Origin of the sequence: Mesorhizobium sp. M1078 (assembly GCF_040318615.1) — a bacterium.
Taxonomy (GTDB): Bacteria; Pseudomonadota; Alphaproteobacteria; order Rhizobiales; family Rhizobiaceae; genus Mesorhizobium.
On record NZ_JAMYMP010000001.1, the window covers coordinates 100,836 to 116,703 of the forward strand.

The 15,868-nt window shown below is 60.4% G+C and carries 19 protein-coding genes; 12 read left to right on the forward strand and 7 right to left on the reverse strand.

What is annotated here, in order from left to right; all coding sequences use genetic code 11:
* Window positions 1-29 precede the first annotated feature (29 nt).
* The 4 genes from NKH38_RS00520 (at window position 30) to NKH38_RS00535 (ending at window position 6,701) form a co-directional block, all read left to right on the forward strand.
* Window positions 30-1,295, forward strand: coding sequence for a hypothetical protein (locus NKH38_RS00520; RefSeq protein ID WP_352758410.1), 1,266 nt, complete (start codon window positions 30-32; stop codon window positions 1,293-1,295).
* A 122-nt stretch (window positions 1,296-1,417) separates the two neighbouring features.
* Entirely contained in the window at window positions 1,418-4,582 is a 3,165-nt protein-coding gene (gene uvrB, locus NKH38_RS00525) for an excinuclease ABC subunit UvrB (protein ID WP_352758412.1), read from the forward strand.
* Between the two features lie 306 nt (window positions 4,583-4,888).
* The gene (locus tag NKH38_RS00530; RefSeq protein ID WP_352758414.1) at window positions 4,889-6,379 is read left to right on the forward strand and encodes an ABC-F family ATP-binding cassette domain-containing protein; all 1,491 of its coding nucleotides are present in this window, start codon (window positions 4,889-4,891) and stop codon (window positions 6,377-6,379) included.
* Between the two features lie 148 nt (window positions 6,380-6,527).
* A complete protein-coding gene (locus tag NKH38_RS00535) occupies window positions 6,528-6,701 on the forward strand; it encodes a hypothetical protein (protein ID WP_023672009.1) in 174 nt (57 codons plus the stop codon).
* Between the two features lie 49 nt (window positions 6,702-6,750).
* Here the strand turns inward: NKH38_RS00535 and NKH38_RS00540 are convergent, their stop codons facing one another.
* Window positions 6,751-7,365 (reverse strand): glutathione S-transferase family protein, encoded by a 615-nt coding sequence (locus tag NKH38_RS00540; RefSeq protein WP_352629404.1) that lies wholly within the window; start codon window positions 7,363-7,365, stop codon window positions 6,751-6,753.
* A 219-nt stretch (window positions 7,366-7,584) separates the two neighbouring features.
* On the opposite strand from NKH38_RS00540, the gene NKH38_RS00545 reads away from it, so the two are divergent.
* Window positions 7,585-8,013, forward strand: a complete 429-nt coding sequence (locus tag NKH38_RS00545; RefSeq protein WP_023672011.1) for a VOC family protein — start codon at window positions 7,585-7,587, stop codon at window positions 8,011-8,013.
* Window positions 8,014-8,084: 71 nt separating this feature from the next.
* Window positions 8,085-8,438: a DUF1428 domain-containing protein gene (locus NKH38_RS00550; RefSeq protein ID WP_023683729.1), complete on the forward strand. Its 354-nt coding sequence runs from the start codon at window positions 8,085-8,087 to the stop codon at window positions 8,436-8,438.
* A 7-nt stretch (window positions 8,439-8,445) separates the two neighbouring features.
* Here NKH38_RS00550 and NKH38_RS00555 read toward each other — a convergent pair whose 3' ends face one another.
* Both NKH38_RS00555 and NKH38_RS00560 read right to left on the reverse strand, forming a co-directional pair.
* On the reverse strand, window positions 8,446-10,080 hold the full coding sequence (locus tag NKH38_RS00555) for a tetratricopeptide repeat-containing sulfotransferase family protein (protein WP_352758417.1): 1,635 nt from the start codon (window positions 10,078-10,080) through the stop codon (window positions 8,446-8,448).
* A 203-nt stretch (window positions 10,081-10,283) separates the two neighbouring features.
* Complete coding sequence (locus NKH38_RS00560; RefSeq protein ID WP_023728228.1) at window positions 10,284-10,466, reverse strand: hypothetical protein; 183 nt, start codon at window positions 10,464-10,466, stop codon at window positions 10,284-10,286.
* Between the two features lie 323 nt (window positions 10,467-10,789).
* Here NKH38_RS00560 and NKH38_RS00565 point away from each other — a divergent pair, with 323 nt between their 5' ends.
* The 4 genes from NKH38_RS00565 to NKH38_RS00580 all read left to right on the forward strand — a co-directional run bounded on the left by NKH38_RS00565 (window position 10,790) and on the right by NKH38_RS00580 (window position 11,800).
* The gene (locus tag NKH38_RS00565; RefSeq protein ID WP_023701590.1) at window positions 10,790-11,059 is read left to right on the forward strand and encodes a hypothetical protein; all 270 of its coding nucleotides are present in this window, start codon (window positions 10,790-10,792) and stop codon (window positions 11,057-11,059) included.
* Window positions 11,056-11,322 (forward strand): hypothetical protein, encoded by a 267-nt coding sequence (locus NKH38_RS00570; RefSeq protein ID WP_023728230.1) that lies wholly within the window; start codon window positions 11,056-11,058, stop codon window positions 11,320-11,322. The genes NKH38_RS00565 and NKH38_RS00570 overlap by 4 nt, the downstream gene beginning before the upstream one ends.
* Window positions 11,323-11,359: 37 nt before the next feature.
* Window positions 11,360-11,497 carry a hypothetical protein gene (locus tag NKH38_RS00575; protein WP_023683725.1) on the forward strand — a complete coding sequence of 46 codons (138 nt, stop codon included), beginning with the start codon at window positions 11,360-11,362 and terminating at the stop codon, window positions 11,495-11,497.
* 90 nt (window positions 11,498-11,587) lie between these two features.
* The gene (locus NKH38_RS00580) at window positions 11,588-11,800 is read left to right on the forward strand and encodes a hypothetical protein (RefSeq protein WP_023728231.1); all 213 of its coding nucleotides are present in this window, start codon (window positions 11,588-11,590) and stop codon (window positions 11,798-11,800) included.
* A 125-nt stretch (window positions 11,801-11,925) separates the two neighbouring features.
* Here NKH38_RS00580 and NKH38_RS00585 read toward each other — a convergent pair whose 3' ends face one another.
* The 4 genes from NKH38_RS00585 to NKH38_RS00600 form a co-directional block, all read right to left on the reverse strand.
* A complete protein-coding gene (locus tag NKH38_RS00585; RefSeq protein WP_023728232.1) occupies window positions 11,926-12,459 on the reverse strand; it encodes a hypothetical protein in 534 nt (177 codons plus the stop codon).
* A 53-nt stretch (window positions 12,460-12,512) separates the two neighbouring features.
* On the reverse strand, window positions 12,513-13,079 hold the full coding sequence (locus tag NKH38_RS00590; RefSeq protein WP_352758419.1) for a hypothetical protein: 567 nt from the start codon (window positions 13,077-13,079) through the stop codon (window positions 12,513-12,515).
* Between the two features lie 53 nt (window positions 13,080-13,132).
* Window positions 13,133-13,864, reverse strand: coding sequence for an HD domain-containing protein (locus NKH38_RS00595; protein WP_352758420.1), 732 nt, complete (start codon window positions 13,862-13,864; stop codon window positions 13,133-13,135).
* A 284-nt stretch (window positions 13,865-14,148) separates the two neighbouring features.
* The gene (locus NKH38_RS00600) at window positions 14,149-14,550 is read right to left on the reverse strand and encodes a Kazal-type serine protease inhibitor domain-containing protein (protein WP_023728234.1); all 402 of its coding nucleotides are present in this window, start codon (window positions 14,548-14,550) and stop codon (window positions 14,149-14,151) included.
* Window positions 14,551-15,036: 486 nt separating this feature from the next.
* Here NKH38_RS00600 and NKH38_RS00605 point away from each other — a divergent pair, with 486 nt between their 5' ends.
* The gene (locus NKH38_RS00605) at window positions 15,037-15,249 is read left to right on the forward strand and encodes a cold-shock protein (protein ID WP_006202520.1); all 213 of its coding nucleotides are present in this window, start codon (window positions 15,037-15,039) and stop codon (window positions 15,247-15,249) included.
* A 352-nt stretch (window positions 15,250-15,601) separates the two neighbouring features.
* Window positions 15,602-15,814 (forward strand): cold-shock protein, encoded by a 213-nt coding sequence (locus tag NKH38_RS00610; RefSeq protein WP_023672019.1) that lies wholly within the window; start codon window positions 15,602-15,604, stop codon window positions 15,812-15,814.
* The last annotated feature ends 54 nt before the right edge of the window (window positions 15,815-15,868 follow it).

Below are 15,868 nucleotides of genomic sequence, written 5' to 3' on the forward strand. Positions count from 1 at the left end.
GTCTGCGCATCACATAGTGGAGGGATGAGATGACACGTTTTGCAGGCCTGCTGGCGTCCGCCTTCCTCCTGTTGCTGCCGCTATCTTCGGCCCGCGCCGCCGCGCCCGAAGCGGCAACCGCTTTGTTCGAGGCCAAAACGGTGACCGAGCGCAACCGTGCGCTCACAACGCTTGAGTCTGCAGCGAAAGGCGATCCGGCGTCAGCCTATGCCGCCGGCGCCGGCGAATTCTTCACCGCGCTGGAAATCCTCGCCGGCGGTCTGCACCGCCACGGGTTCGAAAGCCCGCAATCCTTCATGCTGCCGCTGATGCGGCTGCCGATTCCGGACAATCCCGATCCCGAACCGCTGACCTATGAGCAGTTCCGTGCCATTCTGGTCGCCTTCCGCGACCGGCTGGAGACATCCGCGGCCACTCTGGGCTCGGTACCCGCCGATGCCGATATCGGCATGGTCGTCGACCTCACCCATGCCGGCATCGATCTCAACGAGGACGGCAGTATCACGCCGGATGAAAGCATCGCGGCGGTGATGGCCGCGCTGTCGCGCGGCGGTATCTCGTCGGACGGCGCCTCTCCCTCGCTCACATTCCGCTTCGACCGGGCCGACGGTTTCTGGCTGCAGGGCTATGCCGAATTCCTGATGGCGCAGGCCGATTTCTGGCTGGCGCATGATTTCAGGACCATGTTCGACGGCTCGTTCCACATGCTGTTTCCGCGCGCCAAACTGCCGCTGCAGGACATTCTCGTGCCTCCCGCCGGCGACATGGGCAGCAGCATCTTCTCATCGGAATGGCGCATCGCGGATTTCATCTCCATGGTTCACCTCGTGAACTGGCCGGTGGTCGAGCCGGAGCGCCGTCAAGCGGCGCGCCGCCATCTGCTCGAAATGATCCGGCTGTCGCGCGAGGACTGGAAGGCGATCCGCGCCGAGACCGACAATGACCGCGAATGGCTGCCGGGACCGCAGCAGAAGGGCGAGAACCCGCTCACCGGGCTCGAAGTCGGCGAGGAGCAGGTCGAGGCCTGGCTCGCCACTCTGACCATGGCCGAAGACCTTTTGGAAGGCCGCAAGCTGCTGCCGCATTTCCGCATCACGGTCAGCACCGGCCAGGGCATCAACATGAAGCGTTTCTTCGAAGAACCGAAGCCTTTCGACCTGGTGCTGTCGATTACCGGCCCGGCCATCGCGCCCTACCTCGAGAGCGGTGAGATCGTGACCAGCGGCGAGTTCGACCAGATCCAGCGTCAGTTCGGTGGCGGTGGGTTTTTGACCTTCGCGCTGTGGTTCAATTGAGCAGGTGGCCCGGCTTTGCGTGACACAGCTCCTGACACCCTTGTGTCAGGAGCTTCGACCCGCTTAGCGTCCGTTGCCATTGCACTCTTTCCATTTTGGCGGACTCTGCCCATATTTGGGGCATGGCCAAACTTCCCGAGAAAAAGACACCGTCTCCGGCGGGTGACAACAGCGCTTCGCCGCCCAAGCGGCGCAGCCCGTTGACCGATTTCCTCGATGCCTCGGAGCCTCTGCACAGAGCCGGCTTTGCCGAAGCGCCGCAGGCCGACTTCACCGGCACGCCGCTGACCGGCTCGATTGCCGACTGGGCCGAGCAGATCGAGCAGGAGGCCGAGAAGGAAGGCCGTCTCACCGGTAAGGGCGATGGCAAATCACCAAAGTCCGCGAAGAAGATCCCGGAGCGGTCCGCTGCGCCCGGCCGCAGTTCGCGCGGGACCTCGATGGGTGGCGCGGCAACGGCGCGCGAACGCACCGCCGCCGGCCTCAACCCGGTCGCCGGTCTCGACATCTCTCTGGAAGACGCCGAGACGATGGCCTCGGGCAGCGTCACCGCGACGGTCGCGGCGCTGTCGGCGCTGATCGAATCCGGCAACCCCTTGCACAAGGACGGCGTGCTGTGGACGCCGCACCGCCCTGCCCGCCCGGAAAAATCCGAAGGCGGCATCGCCATTAAGATGGTGTCGGATTTCGAGCCGGCCGGCGACCAGCCGACCGCCATCAAGGATCTTGTCGAGGGCGTCGACAACAATGACCGCACTCAGGTGCTGCTCGGCGTCACCGGCTCCGGCAAAACCTTCACCATGGCCAAGGTGATCGAGCAGACGCAGCGCCCTGCTTTGATCCTGGCGCCCAACAAAACGCTGGCCGCGCAGCTTTATTCCGAGTTCAAGAAGTTCTTCCCCGACAATGCGGTCGAGTATTTCGTCTCCTACTACGACTACTACCAGCCGGAAGCCTACGTTCCGCGCACCGACACCTTCATCGAGAAGGAATCCTCGATCAACGAGCAGATCGACCGGATGCGCCATTCGGCCACGCGTTCGCTGCTCGAGCGCGACGACGTCATCATCGTCGCCTCGGTGTCCTGCATCTACGGTATCGGCTCGGTCGAGACCTACACGGCGATGACCTTCCAGATGCAGATCGGCGATCGGCTCGACCAGCGGCCGCTGCTCGCCGACCTCGTCGCCCAGCAGTACAAGCGCCAGGACATCAATTTCGTGCGCGGCTCGTTCCGCGTGCGCGGCGACACGATCGAAATCTTCCCGGCCCACCTTGAGGACCGCGCCTGGCGCATCTCGATGTTCGGCGACGAGATCGAGGCGATCACCGAATTCGATCCGCTCACCGGGCAGAAGACCGGCGAGCTGAAGAGCGTCAAGATCTACGCCAACTCGCACTATGTGACGCCGCGTCCAACGCTCAACCAGGCGATCAAGTCGATCAAGGAGGAGCTCAAGCACCGGCTGGTCGAGCTCGAGCGCGCCGGCCGCCTGCTGGAGGCACAGCGGCTCGAACAGCGCTGCCGCTTCGATCTTGAGATGCTGGAAGCCACCGGCTCCTGCGCCGGCATCGAGAACTATTCGCGCTATCTCACGGGACGCCAGCCGGGCGATCCGCCGCCGACATTGTTCGAATATATCCCGGACAATGCGCTGGTTTTCATCGACGAAAGCCACGTCACCGTGCCGCAGATCGGCGGCATGTATCGTGGCGACTTTCGGCGCAAGGCGACGCTGGCGGAGTATGGTTTTCGCCTGCCCTCCTGCATGGACAACCGTCCGCTGCGCTTCGAGGAATGGGACGCCATGCGACCGCTCTCCGTCGCGGTTTCTGCGACACCCGGCGCCTGGGAGATGGAACAGGCCGGCGGCGTGTTCGCCGAGCAGGTCATCCGCCCGACCGGCCTGATCGATCCGCCGGTCGAAGTCCGCCCGGCGAAAAGCCAGGTCGACGATGTCGTCGGCGAAATCCGCGACACCACGGCCGCCGGCTACCGCACGCTGGTCACCGTTTTGACCAAGCGCATGGCCGAAGACCTGACCGAATATTTGCATGAGCAAGGCGTGCGCGTTCGCTACATGCATTCCGATATCGACACGCTGGAGCGCATCGAGATTCTGCGCGATCTCCGCCTCGGCGCTTTCGACGTGCTGGTCGGCATCAACCTGCTGCGCGAAGGCCTCGACATTCCCGAATGCGGTTTCGTCGCCATCCTCGACGCCGACAAGGAGGGCTTCCTGCGCTCCGAGACGTCGCTGATCCAGACCATCGGTCGCGCCGCCCGCAACGTCGACGGCAAGGTCATCCTCTATGCCGACCAGGTCACCGGCTCGATGGAGCGGGCGATGGCCGAGACCAACCGCCGCCGCGAAAAGCAGATGGAATGGAACGCGGCCAACGGCATCACCCCGGAATCGGTGAAGTCGCGCATCTCCGACATTCTGGATTCGGTCTACGAGAAGGACCATGTCCGCGCCGATATCTCGCAGTTCACCGACGGCGCCGGTGCGATGATGGGCAACAATCTCAAGGCTCATCTCGACGCCATGGAAAAGCAGATGCGCGACGCCGCCGCCAATCTCGACTTCGAGAAGGCCGCCGGCATCCGCGATGAGATCAAGCGGCTGCGCGAAATGGAACTGTCCATCTCGGAAGATCCGCTGGCCAAATACGCCGACATGGAAAGCCCGGTCTCGGGCCGCGAGAAGGGCAAGCACAACAAGGGCGTGGCCAAGCACCGTACGGCTGAGGAACAGGAGCGTTTCCGCAAGTTTGATGAGGCACGTGCCGCCGAAGAGGCGGCCAGGGCTGCCCGGTCCAACCTCTTCCGCAAACCGGCGCTCGACGAAATGGGCGCCGAGGGCGCCGTGCCGGTGAAGAAACCGCTATTTGCCAAGCCGTCGATCGACGATATGGGGCCTGGTACCGACATGCCGACACCGTCAGGCGCGGTGTCGCGCTCGCTGTTCAAGAAACAGTCGGCGCAGGAAGCGCACGGCTCCGACTTCGGCATCCCGGGCGACGCCACCAAGCCGCTGTTCAAGAAGAACTCACTGGACGAGATGACGGTTCGGCGGACCGAAAAGCCGATCGAAGGAAAAGTGCCGGCCAAGCCGCAGCCAATCTCCCCCCAGGTGGGGGAGATGTCCGGCGGGACAGGCGCGAAGGATCGCGACGCCAAGCCAATCATTCGCCAGCGCGCCGGCATCGGCTCCTATGAGGACCCAGGCGACGCGCGTCGCGAGAAACGACGGCCTGGCAAGACGGGCAGGCCGGGAAAGTAGCACCTCTTTCCTTCTCCCCTTGTGGGAGAAGGGAAGAGCGCTCCACCGCGGCCGCATCCGTCGCCCACTTGCCTCCACCCCCGCCTTTGGTGTAATCGCTCCACACACTCAAAGTTTTGTCTTGAAAGGAGGGCTGCGTGTCTATCGATCACCATCATCAGCGTGGCCCGATTTCTGCCCTGCGAGTTCGCTTGCAGGGTTGACCAGGGACATTACGGGTTTTTTCCCGTTTCGATTTTTTGGTCTGCCCTTCGTGGTGCGCAAAGCTGAGCCTGATGGCCGGCAAGCACACCGTTCGGCGTCACCATGAGTGCGCCGCTGTTTTCCAACCTCGACCTCACCATCGGCACCGGCGACCGGCTCGGCATCGTTGCCGCCAATGGCCGCGGCAAGTCGACCTTGCTTAAATGCCTGACCGGCGCGCTGGAGCCGACCTCGGGCGACATTTCTCGCACGCGCGGCCTGCGTGTCGGCCATGTCGAGCAGTCGGTTCCACCTGCCCTTCTTAGCCGCACCTTCCATCAGGTGGTGGCCGATGCCTTGCCGGCCGAGCAGGCCGACAGCGAGATGTGGCGCGTCGACGTGGTGCTGGATTCGCTCGACGTGCCCGAGCCGATGCGCGAACGGCTGATGCAGGCGCTGAGCGGCGGATGGCAGCGGCTGGCGCTGATCGCCCGCGTCTGGGTCACCGATCCGGATGTGCTTTTGCTCGACGAGCCGACCAATCATCTCGACCTCGCTAAGATCAGCCAGCTGGAAAGCTGGCTGAACGCCCTGCCGCGCGAAGTGCCGGTGGTCATCGCCAGTCACGACCGCGCCTTTCTCGACGCCGTCACCAACCGCACGCTGTTCTTGCGCCCGGAGGACTCGCCGGTGTTTGCACTGCCCTATTCCAGGGCGCGGCAGGCCCTGGACGAATTGGACGCTTCGACGGCGCGCCGGTTCGAGCGCGACATGAAGGTGGCGCAGCAGCTGCGCAAGCAGGCCGCCAAGCTCAACAACATCGGCATCAATTCCGGCAGCGACCTTTTGACGGTGAAGACCAAGCAACTCAGGGAACGGGCGGAAAAGCTGGAAGATGCCACGGTATCGGCGCATCGCGAGAAATCGGCCGGCGCGATCCGGCTGGCCAACCGCGGCACCCATGCCAAGGTGCTGATTACGCTGGACGACGCCACGGTGGAAACGCCGGACGGCATGCTGCTGTTCAAGACCGGCAAGCGCCACATCTGCCAGGGCGATCGCATTGTGCTGCTCGGCCGCAACGGCGTCGGCAAGTCGCGTTTCGTCAACCTGATCCGCAATGCCATCTCCGAGCCTGACACGGTGCCGAACGTCAAGGTGACGCCGTCGACGGTGCTCGGTTACAGCGACCAGGCGCTGGCCGGCATCAGTGGCGACGACACGCCTCTGGCCATGGTCTCGCGCCGCTACGATGTCGGCGAGCAGCGCGCCCGTTCGCTGCTTGCCGGCGCCGGCGTTGTCATTGAGATGCAGGAGAAGAAGATCGGCGTGCTGTCCGGCGGCCAGAAGGCGCGGCTGATGATGCTGGCGCTGAGACTCGCCAACCCCAACTTCTACCTGCTCGACGAGCCGACCAACCATCTCGACATTGACGGCCAGGAAGCGCTGGAGGAGGAACTGCTCAAGCACCAGGCGAGCTGTGTGCTCGCCTCGCACGACCGTTCCTTCATCCGCGCCATCGGCAACCGCTTCTGGCTGATCGACAAGCGGAAGCTGACCGAAGTCGAAGACCCCGAGGATTTCTTCCGCTCGGTGGCTGAAACGGTGGGCTGAGGAACTACCACCATGGGCCGCACCGTGTTGCGGTCCATGCTTTCGCATCTCCCGCAAATATTTTCAGCGTTCTGTCGGATCGCCTGAACCTGCTGCGTCCTTGGGATGCCGACACGATGATGCCGGCTTCATCTGAGGAGAACGCATCATGTCCATCCTGTCATCCATAGGCCGCGTCGCCGCCCGTTACGCACAGAACCGCGCCCGCTATCGCAGCGAGCGCGAGCTTCTGGCCCTGCCGATCGAACTGCGCAAGGATATCGGCTGGCCGGAAATCCTCATCGACGCGCAAAACGGCCCGCGGATCTGCAGGGCGCCCTGACCATGCAGTCGGGAAAGATCGATGCAGGCCGCCGCGGGGCGATCGTTGCTCAGTCATGCGTATCGCCCGACAGCGGCGTCGCCTGCATCGATCGACGCTTTTCGAACGCCTCGAACCAGCGCGTCAGCCGCGCCCGCGCGCGAAAGGACGGCAGCTGGCGGAACGCCATCCAGGACAGCGTGGTGGCAAGCGCTATATGGCCGACATGGAGCGGTGTCTCGTCGTCCAGCGCGCTTTCGATCCAGTCATAGCTGGCCTCGATTTTTTCCCGGTAGCCTTCGGCAAGCGCTGCATAGCGCAACTGTTCGGGCCGCCTTTCCGTCTCCCAGCGCAGGCCTATGCCCGTCTGCGCCAGGCCTTGGGCGACCGCCTGCAGCCGCAACGCCTGCCAGCGCGCTTCGCCGTCCTGCGGCAGCAATTTGCGGCCGTCATGCAGCGTATCCAGATAGGCGCAGATGACATCGGAATCGAAGAGCGGCGGCGCATCCGGCCGCAGCAGCACCGGCACCTTGCCGAGCGGGTTTTCGGCGTAGACACGGGCATTGCGCAAGGTCGGGCTGGTCTCGTGATGAATGACCTCGAGCCGGTCGGCAAGCCCGACCTCATGGGCGAAGACGAGCGCCTTGCGCGCAAAGGGCGAATGGGTCTGGTAATAGAGGATCATTGTCGTCTCAGCGGGTTGGAGAAGCAGTCCCCTTTTCTAGCCTGCTCATACCGAGGATTGCGCTCTGATTGGGCGCCGCCGACGCAAGTTCATTTCACCCCAAAAATCGCATCGGCCCAAAAAATCGCATCAGACATGTAGGATCGCCGCCGGCTCGTTCGTCCTAGGGTTCGCAAGGCCAAACCAAATGCCCAGACCAAACCCAAAGAGGAACAAGACATGACCGACCAGACCCCCATTCAGCCGGCCGCGAAAGTTCTCGGTGGATTGACCCCCTATCTGCAGCTGGACGGCGCCTTCAAGGCCGCCGAATTCTACAAGAAGGCCTTCGGCGCCGAGCAGGTGTTCTTCTATCCGCCCGATGAGCAGGGCCGCACCATGCACATCCATCTCCACATCAACGGCTCGACGCTGATGATTTCCGATTTCTACCCCGAAAACGGCATGCCTGCCGTCAAGCCGCAGGGCTATACCATGCAGCTCCATCTCGGCGCCGACGAGATCGATGACTGGTGGAAGCGCGCGGTCGATGCCGGCTGCGAAGTCGCAGTGCCGCTGCAGCTGATGTTCTGGGGCGACCAGTGGGGCAACATGCGCGATCCCTTCGGGGTCGAATGGGCGATGAACGCGCCGGCGAAGAAAGACTGACCACTGCTGACAAAGCTCCTCACCGGCTGACGCCGGTAAGGAGCTTAGTGAGATACTCCAAGGAGAACCTGATGTCCTATGTCGATGGTTTCGTGCTCGCCGTGCCGAAGGCAAATATCGATGACTACAAGAAGCTGGCCAACCTCGCAGGCCCGATATGGAAGGAACACGGAGCGCTCGCCTATGTCGAATGTATCGCCGACGACGTGCCCTATGGTGAGTTGACCTCGTTTCCGCGTGCCGTTCAGGCAAAAGACGACGAGATCGTCGTCTTTGCTTGGGCCGTCTATTCGTCCAGGCAAAGCCGCGACGCGGTAATGGCCAAGGTGATGGCCGATCCCCGTTTGACACCCGATTTGGGGCCCATGCCCTTCGATATGAAGCGCATGATCTTCGGCGGCTTCCAGCCCTTCATCGAGCTTTAGCCGCTGCTCAGTCCAGCTTGTCCAGCAGCGGCTTCAACCTGTCGCCATAGCGCTTCCAGAGATCGACCGAGCCCTGATACATCGGCTGGCGCACCTGCGCGGCCGAGGCCGTGCGCACCGGGCGGTCGGTCTCGTGGAACGACAGCGCCTTGTCATCCCAGGACAGGCCGAGATGCCCGATCAGCGCCCGCGTCTGTCCCTCCTGGTCGGCCACGAAATCCTCGTAACGCACGTCATGGACGACGCCCGGCAGAACATCGTGCCAATGCGCCATGATGTCGGTGTAGATGTTGTGGAAATCGGCGAGCTCGCCCAGATCATAGCCGTAGCGGTGGTTGTCGCCGCGGAAATGCACCTTGTAGATCGAAAGGCAGGTCGCCGCCGCATCGCGCGCGCAATGGATGATCTTGGCTTTCGGCAGCATCATATGGATGAAGCCGATGAGCAGGAAGTTGCCGGGCATCTTGTCGGTGACATGCCTGAAGTTGGGATAGCGCTCATGCAGCATGTCGAGATAGGCTTGGCCCGCCTCCGCAAACTCCGCGTCGGATACATCGACCAGTCCCCAGGGGAAACCTCCCGGCATGGTCAGCGGAAATTGCTTGCCGACCGCGGTTTTCAACATGCTGAGCTCGCCCGCGCCATAGACTTGTGGATGGCTGGCGACGATCTGTTCGACCAGCGTGGTGCCGGAGCGCGGCATGCCGACGACGAAAATCGGCGTGTCGTCGGAGATTGCACTTGGCTTGTGCTTTTCGAAAAAGCCGGCGTTGAACACCGTCTTCATCGCCTCGAATTCGCCCCGCGTCCTGACCGGATCATAATCGATGCCCTTGCGGCGGATCGCATTGCCTTCAGCGAAATAGTCGAAGGCCCTGTTATAGTCCTTCAAATCGTCATTGGCCTTGCCGAGACCGAAGGACAGCTGCATGCGTGCCAGGCTGTCGGCCGGCGCCTTGGCATGCTGGGCCTCCATGCCGGCGAGTTCGGCGTCGCGCTCCTTCTGGCGCTTGACCTGCGTCAGCATCAGCCAGGCCTTTGCCATGCCTGGCGTGATCGCCAACGCCTGCCGAAACAGGTCTGCCGCTTCATCGAGCTTGCCTTTTTCCATCAGCCCGACGCCGAGCCCATGCAACAGGTCGGCATCCTTGGGCCGGATCGTCAGCGCCTCGCGAAAGGTCGCCAGCGCCTCATCCAGACGACCGGCTTCCTGCAACGTTTCGGCAAGCCCGATGCGGGCGCGGACATGGAATGGATTGCGCCCGATTGTGCCGCGATAGATGTCCTCCGCAGCCTCGAACTGGCCGAGCTGTTTCAACGCCGAACCCAGATTGTCGCGTGCCGCGAGCTGGTCGGGCTTGAGATCGACCGCGCCGCGGAAGAAATCGGCGGACGCGGCAACGCGGCCGAGATCGCGCATCACCGTGCCGAGATTGTTGAGGAAATCGGGATTCTTCGGCTGCAGACGCACAGACTGCTCGATCAGCTCCAGCCCTTCGGGGCTGCGCCCGGTCTGGTGCAGCAACAGGCCCAGGAAATGCGCCGCTGCCGGGTGATTGGCCTTGCGCGCCAGCACCTGCCGGTACAGCGTCTCGGCCTCCTGCCGGCGCCCGGCCTGATGCAGCTGCAGCGCCTGCTGCACATATTGGTCGAGGCCCAGCGGCGCCTGTCCGCCAGCTCCAGCACCCGCCGCTCTTCTCTGATCTCTGTTGATGGGAAACCTGCCGTGTTTTGTCCGCTTGCCGCGATCTAGGCCATCGGCGCTGCAGGTTCAAGGGAAGAGTGGGCTCGCCAAGGGCGCGGACCTCTTCGAAACTCTAGAGGAATTCCAGGAAAATGTAGCGTTCAAATCAGCCGGTGGCTCTCGGCGAGCCGGCGCTCCCGCCGTAGCGTGCCGTCGGTGTCGGCAATCTTGCGCCGTGCCGCTTCGTCGCTTCTTATCGTCAGGCGCACTGATATTGCCTTGGGGAAGAGGACGATTGGCTCGATTGTTGCGGTCGGACGATCCGGCGTTTTCATGAATCTCATATATTTTTGCCTTTCGTGAAAAATAATCTTAGGGGCACCGGAATAATTATTCCGATGCTCTCTAAATAAGAAATTGGCTGATATTGTTCCACGATAGCAGATTTATTAGAGGTTTATACGAGAAATTTTTTATACCGGTCGAGCCGTGGCGGAAATCAGCTTGAATAACCAACAATTTCGGATTATTGATCTGAGATCGTTTTTTGGGTCAAGCTTGGCATATAGCGGCGTCGGAGATACTCGACCCGCCAAACTCATTCCAATCGCCGATGGTTGAGTTCCCGGTTGATGCCGGAAAGCATCGACGAACCAGAGCCAAGCCAATGCCGGATCGCACCACCCGTTCCATCGCCCATTTCGCGGCACCCTTCGTGCTTAGCGGGCTGGAAGGGCAACTGCCGGCCGGCGACTATGACATCGATCACGACGAAGAGCTGATCGAGGGCATGTCGCGGCTTGCCTGGCGTCGCGTCGCCACCTTCATCCATTTGCCGGCAAGGGCGGTGAAGAACCCGGCCACCAGCCAGCTTGTCGCCATCGACTACCTCGAACTCGAAACAGCGCTGAGGCGCGACCAGGAGAACGCAGCATGATCCGCTTCCAGCAGAATGCGCGTCCGCGCACCGATACGCCCTCGCACCTCTTCGCCATCGGCCAGACCGTGCGCATGAAGAGCCGCAGCGGGCTCGCCCAGCAGACCGCCGAGCTGTTTCAGATCAAGAGCAGATTGCCGGTCAAGGATGGCTCGCCGCAATATCGCATCCGCAGCGAGGAGGAGACCTATGAGCGGGTCACCACGGAAGACAACCTCGAAGTAGCGGACGCCCCGGCTGTCCCCGACAGCCAGGCAGTCTGACACCGCACCCACCCAGCACGTACGAAGGAGCAAACAGATGGCCAAGGGTCAGCAGCGCAGCAATCGCGAAACGCGCAAGCCCAAGAAAGACAAGGTGGTGGCCAAGGCCGCCTCCCCGTTCGGTTCCTCGGTCAAGCAGGCAGAGAGCAGCCTGAAGCCGAAGTCGAAGGGCTGACCAGGCAGGGCGCGCCTGGCGCACCTGCCGGCAATGGACTGACGATCTCGGACTGACGATCTCGCCCAAAACTCTGCAACGGAGGCTTGCTTGAACTTCTTCATCGAGTTCTACCGTTCGCGCGACGCCGACGAAGCCACGCTCGACAAAGTGTCGCTGGAAGCGCCCAACCTGCGCGCCGCCCTGCAAGGTGCCACCGCGCTGTTCCATACGCTGGCCATGCCGCAGATCCCCGACCGCGTGCGCATCTGCGACGAGGACGGCAGCGAGCTCTACGCCGGCCCCGGCGTAGGTTTGAGATGAGCCTAATGGCAACCAAACGCTATAGCAGCTTGTTTTCGCAGCCTCGAAGCACGACTCATGCTAACAATCCCATCCGTTGTGGGAAGTGCCGGTCACATTCCAAGTCTTAGCGACCAAAGAACAAATCATGTACCATGTTCAAGCTTCTCAAGCAGAGCTTTTGCCTCATCGTAGTAAGCCTTCGTAGCGGGCTTTAATCTAACTGCTTCAACAAATGCTTCGTCTGCGCTAACAAAGCCTTCCCTCAATTCGAGATATTTCGCCGTAGCAGCTAGCTCCAAGCAGCGCCAGTGCTTCTTATTCATTAGATGAACCTGATCAGCCTTATCAAAAGGTCGACTAGTTTCATTCTCCTGAATAAATTCAACACCATCACCGGTTAATTTATACGAATATCTGGAGTTTCCGTTCGAGCTATCATCAAAATATTCCACATACTCTTCAAGGAGGCCAAAAGAAACAGCAAATTGAAGGGCATCGGACACCGTTCGGCTGTAAGGTCCATAGTGGTGATATTCAAAATCAGTTATATCAAAATCTTCCAACCCTAAGGCCGCAAGCAGGAAGGTCTCTTTCTGCAGCCGTATTCGGGTATCAAGAGCATCGCCGGATGCGTGCACAATTCGGAGGATGCCCAGCACGGTCTTAGGTCGTCCCATCGTCACTCTCCCATTTCTCCCTATGATAGCACGCGGAACAAACAATGAACATACTACTTCAACAAAACATCCCGAACTTGGTCGAGCACGATCAAACGAGGAAAATAGTGCTTATTTTTCAAAGCTTTGACTATCGCACTGTCCGCATCCTCCTCAATCGGCTGGTCCTTCTTTCCGGCTCCTGTCAGCCAAATTGATTCATCGAAGGATTCCGGGGTAAAATTATAGCCTTTGTAACTAGTCCGAGAGGGATCATCGACTGCGACATAAAATCCGGCAGCCTCCTCACCCACAATTCCAGCCGTTATCTCCAGCGCTTTTTCCCGTTTTGCGGTTATTTTTGCGTAACCTATGTCCTCTATAGAAATAGACTTAAGTAGACTCCGGGTCATAATCCTTGAACTTAGATCGGACATTACGAAATCTTTTGAATGCCTCCAATGCTCGATTAGCGTCCAAATAGTCGCGTCAGAGACCCGTCCATAGGCCACGATACTAACTTTTGAACCTTGCTCCAAAATGGCCACAAGTGGGTGAGCGATCCCGTCGACGGCAGGGAATATAGATTTGTCGCCCTTCTGAAAAAGCTCATACGCCCGCCGGAAAAGCGACAGAAGCATCTGCGTTGCGGCTCGAACCGCTTGGTGATAATAGATAGCCCTATACAGTTGATCTATTGTAACCAAATAAGCCTCAACTGCCTCAATCGCGCCTCTATCCACTGCGATGCTTTTTCCGTCATGAATATCGAGTAGTCTATAAGCCGTTCAAAATCAAAACCATGCCCCTTTATTCCGCAAGACAAGGCATCTCGCTGCGTGTAGTCAAGTCTGTCGGCATCCATCTGGCTTGACACGATCTTGAATTTCCAGTGATCCGCCGATCTCAGCTTGAAATCAAAAAAGGCAGAAACTCTATCTCGTAATTTGTCGTCAATTTGATCAAGAATAGTTCTTATGGGTCCATCAGAGTTTATAAATGACCTCGTCATAGTTTCATGATGAAACTCAATGCCATTTCCCTCTAATATTTCTTCTAACGTATGAGAAAAGGCTCCGTGGCCCACATCGTGAAGCAAGGAGGCCAGTAAAACCTCCATTTTGTCGTCTAGGTTTTCCTCCATTGTACGGTTTCGGCAAATGCGCTCGAACATCAACCGGGCAACGTGCTGGACACCTATGCTATGAGAAAAGCGAGAGTGTTCAGCGCCGTGAAACACGAAGTTGGCTAAGCCGTTCTGCCTAATAAGTCGAAGGCGCTGAAAGCACTCGGTATCAATGAGCTTTTGCAATGCCCAACTTATCTGCTCCGCTTTTGACAAGCCCTTTGCAGGCGCAGCCAAATTTACAGAGTCGAACCGAATTTGCAGGTGTACAGGGTCTCGGAAGAATTTTGGCCGCGACATCGGTAGTGCCCCCCGACACTAGTTAGCTATACTAATCGAAGATTCGCAATCCTTCAAAATATTGCGAATCGATCAGTGCACTGAATCCAGTCTCAATGCCTCAGTAGCGGACACTCGCTCGTCGAGGCGTTTGCGTTTCCCTCTCTCGTTCTGGCAAACGAGAGGCCCGACGTGTGCTCCCTCAAATGCCCCGACCGCCTAGACTCTGCACCTCTCCCGAGGAAGTAAGGAAAGTGCCTGCTCGCCTGCCAGCGGACCTTCTCGTGTTGGGTCCGAGAGGCCCCCTAGCACGGACCGTTGTCGACGACGCGATAGTCGGCGGCACGAGCCTCGCAAGCATTGGGGAAGGTGCGCAGCTCGCCATGCCGGCGGGCGCAGACGGGCGCGTATTCGCGGGTGCAGAACGTCGGCTCTTCGCTGCCGCCGCCGCCGCCGTCACGGCAAGGGCCGTCGCGCACGATGCGGTAGCCCGAGCGCTCCGCGAGGCAGGCATTGGCGAAGGTCTGGCGGTCGCCACCGCGCCGCGCGCAGACCGGCTCATATTGCTTGCTGCAGAATTGCGGTTCAGGCCGTGGCGGACGGGGTCCCGGCCCGTCATCGACGACGACGGTGCAGGCCGCAAGAAGACCCGACAGGAAGAGAATGGTAAAACCCTGGCGCGAGAAGATCGTCGCAAGAAATCTCATGAATATGCCTCCCTCGAGACCCCCCGTCCCGGCGCAAAACGCGCCTGTCGATCCTCGCCATTCCCTTGCCAAATGCAACCCCCGTTTGCGGCGCTGCGGAGCCATGCGATGCCTCGCCCCCGCATTGGTCTGGCCCTGGACCAGACCGCTGGACCATGCGTGGCCGGGCTCTGGCTGGTGAACTCTCAAGAGGCCGGGTTTATCGAAGCGCCTGCGTCGGGACGCGTCGATGGACGCGGCCCGCGGCGCTATCTTGCAACGATCACGTTTCCGTGCGATAAATTTTGTGTTCGGGCATTTGCGACCCGGAGAGCGGAACGTTTTGGACGACCTTTCCCCGATACTGTGAATCTCTGACGGCCCCGTTTTCGGCGGGGGGTTTTACCATGCGCAAATGCAGGACTGCCGAAGCAACCACCGGGACTTGCCCACGATGCCAGGCGGCGGGCAAACCACAAGACTGACACGGGTGAAGGAGTTTCCCCAATGGCCCAGACCGGCACCGTTAAATTCTTCAACGCGACCAAAGGCTTCGGCTTCATCACGCCCGACGGCGGCGCCAAGGATGTGTTCGTCCACATTTCCGCGATCGAGGCCTCGGGCCTGCGTACCCTCGTCGACGGCCAGAAGGTCACCTTCGACGTTGAACCCGACCGCATGGGCAAGGGTCCGAAGGCGGTCAACCTCCGCGCGGCCTGAACCGGCGGTGCCCGCGCGCCCGTCAGGGCGCTCGAAAAAGCACCTCAAGCGTGTTTGAACCGGCTTTGTCAGCCGTCCAGAGTTTCGAAGGCGCGACGTTTCTGGTCGCGCCTTTTTCATGTCCGCCGTCGCCGCAGGCAAAGGACGCTCTACCGGTCCATGGCGTGGCTGATCGCCGGAGCAATCGTCTGGCGCGAATTGCCTTCGGTGCAACAATCTATTTGACCAGCCTTCAGCGTTGCCGCCCTGGCCAAAACTTTCTCTTGCCGATAGCGCTAAAATAAAGGACAAATTTCCCTTCGGGCATTTGCCGGCCCGAAACTGGACTTTATGGGATCAAAGGGAGCTTCCCATGCCGCAGACCGGCACTGTCAAATTCTTCAATCATGCCAAAGGCTTCGGCTTCATTACGCCCGACGACGGGCAGAAGGATGTCTTCGTTCATATTTCGGCCGTGCAGGCTTCGGGTCTTTCCGGTCTGGAGGATGGACAGAAAGTGACATTCGACACCGAGCCGGACAAGCGCGGCAAGGGTCCGAAGGCCGTCAACCTGTCGGTCGGCTAAGCCGGCTCAAGACAGTCCGGACGGAGATTGACGAGGCGGAGCGCCTTGCGTACG

Excerpts from the sequence above, each read along its gene's own strand:
- NKH38_RS00520 (WP_352758410.1), top strand. The coding sequence starts at position 30 with ATGACACGTTTTGCAGGCCTGCTGGCGTCCGCCTTCCTCCTGTTGCTG.
- uvrB (WP_352758412.1), top strand. The coding sequence starts at position 1,418 with ATGGCCAAACTTCCCGAGAAAAAGACACCGTCTCCGGCGGGTGACAAC.
- NKH38_RS00530 (WP_352758414.1), top strand. The coding sequence starts at position 4,889 with ATGAGTGCGCCGCTGTTTTCCAACCTCGACCTCACCATCGGCACCGGC.
- NKH38_RS00535 (WP_023672009.1), top strand. The coding sequence starts at position 6,528 with ATGTCCATCCTGTCATCCATAGGCCGCGTCGCCGCCCGTTACGCACAG.
- NKH38_RS00540 (WP_352629404.1), bottom strand. The coding sequence starts at position 7,365 with ATGATCCTCTATTACCAGACCCATTCGCCCTTTGCGCGCAAGGCGCTC.
- NKH38_RS00545 (WP_023672011.1), top strand. The coding sequence starts at position 7,585 with ATGACCGACCAGACCCCCATTCAGCCGGCCGCGAAAGTTCTCGGTGGA.
- NKH38_RS00550 (WP_023683729.1), top strand. The coding sequence starts at position 8,085 with ATGTCCTATGTCGATGGTTTCGTGCTCGCCGTGCCGAAGGCAAATATC.
- NKH38_RS00560 (WP_023728228.1), bottom strand. The coding sequence starts at position 10,466 with ATGAGATTCATGAAAACGCCGGATCGTCCGACCGCAACAATCGAGCCA.
- NKH38_RS00565 (WP_023701590.1), top strand. The coding sequence starts at position 10,790 with ATGCCGGATCGCACCACCCGTTCCATCGCCCATTTCGCGGCACCCTTC.
- NKH38_RS00570 (WP_023728230.1), top strand. The coding sequence starts at position 11,056 with ATGATCCGCTTCCAGCAGAATGCGCGTCCGCGCACCGATACGCCCTCG.
- NKH38_RS00575 (WP_023683725.1), top strand. The coding sequence starts at position 11,360 with ATGGCCAAGGGTCAGCAGCGCAGCAATCGCGAAACGCGCAAGCCCAAG.
- NKH38_RS00585 (WP_023728232.1), bottom strand. The coding sequence starts at position 12,459 with ATGGGACGACCTAAGACCGTGCTGGGCATCCTCCGAATTGTGCACGCA.
- NKH38_RS00590 (WP_352758419.1), bottom strand. The coding sequence starts at position 13,079 with ATGCTTCTGTCGCTTTTCCGGCGGGCGTATGAGCTTTTTCAGAAGGGC.
- NKH38_RS00595 (WP_352758420.1), bottom strand. The coding sequence starts at position 13,864 with ATGTCGCGGCCAAAATTCTTCCGAGACCCTGTACACCTGCAAATTCGG.
- NKH38_RS00600 (WP_023728234.1), bottom strand. The coding sequence starts at position 14,550 with ATGAGATTTCTTGCGACGATCTTCTCGCGCCAGGGTTTTACCATTCTC.
- NKH38_RS00605 (WP_006202520.1), top strand. The coding sequence starts at position 15,037 with ATGGCCCAGACCGGCACCGTTAAATTCTTCAACGCGACCAAAGGCTTC.
- NKH38_RS00610 (WP_023672019.1), top strand. The coding sequence starts at position 15,602 with ATGCCGCAGACCGGCACTGTCAAATTCTTCAATCATGCCAAAGGCTTC.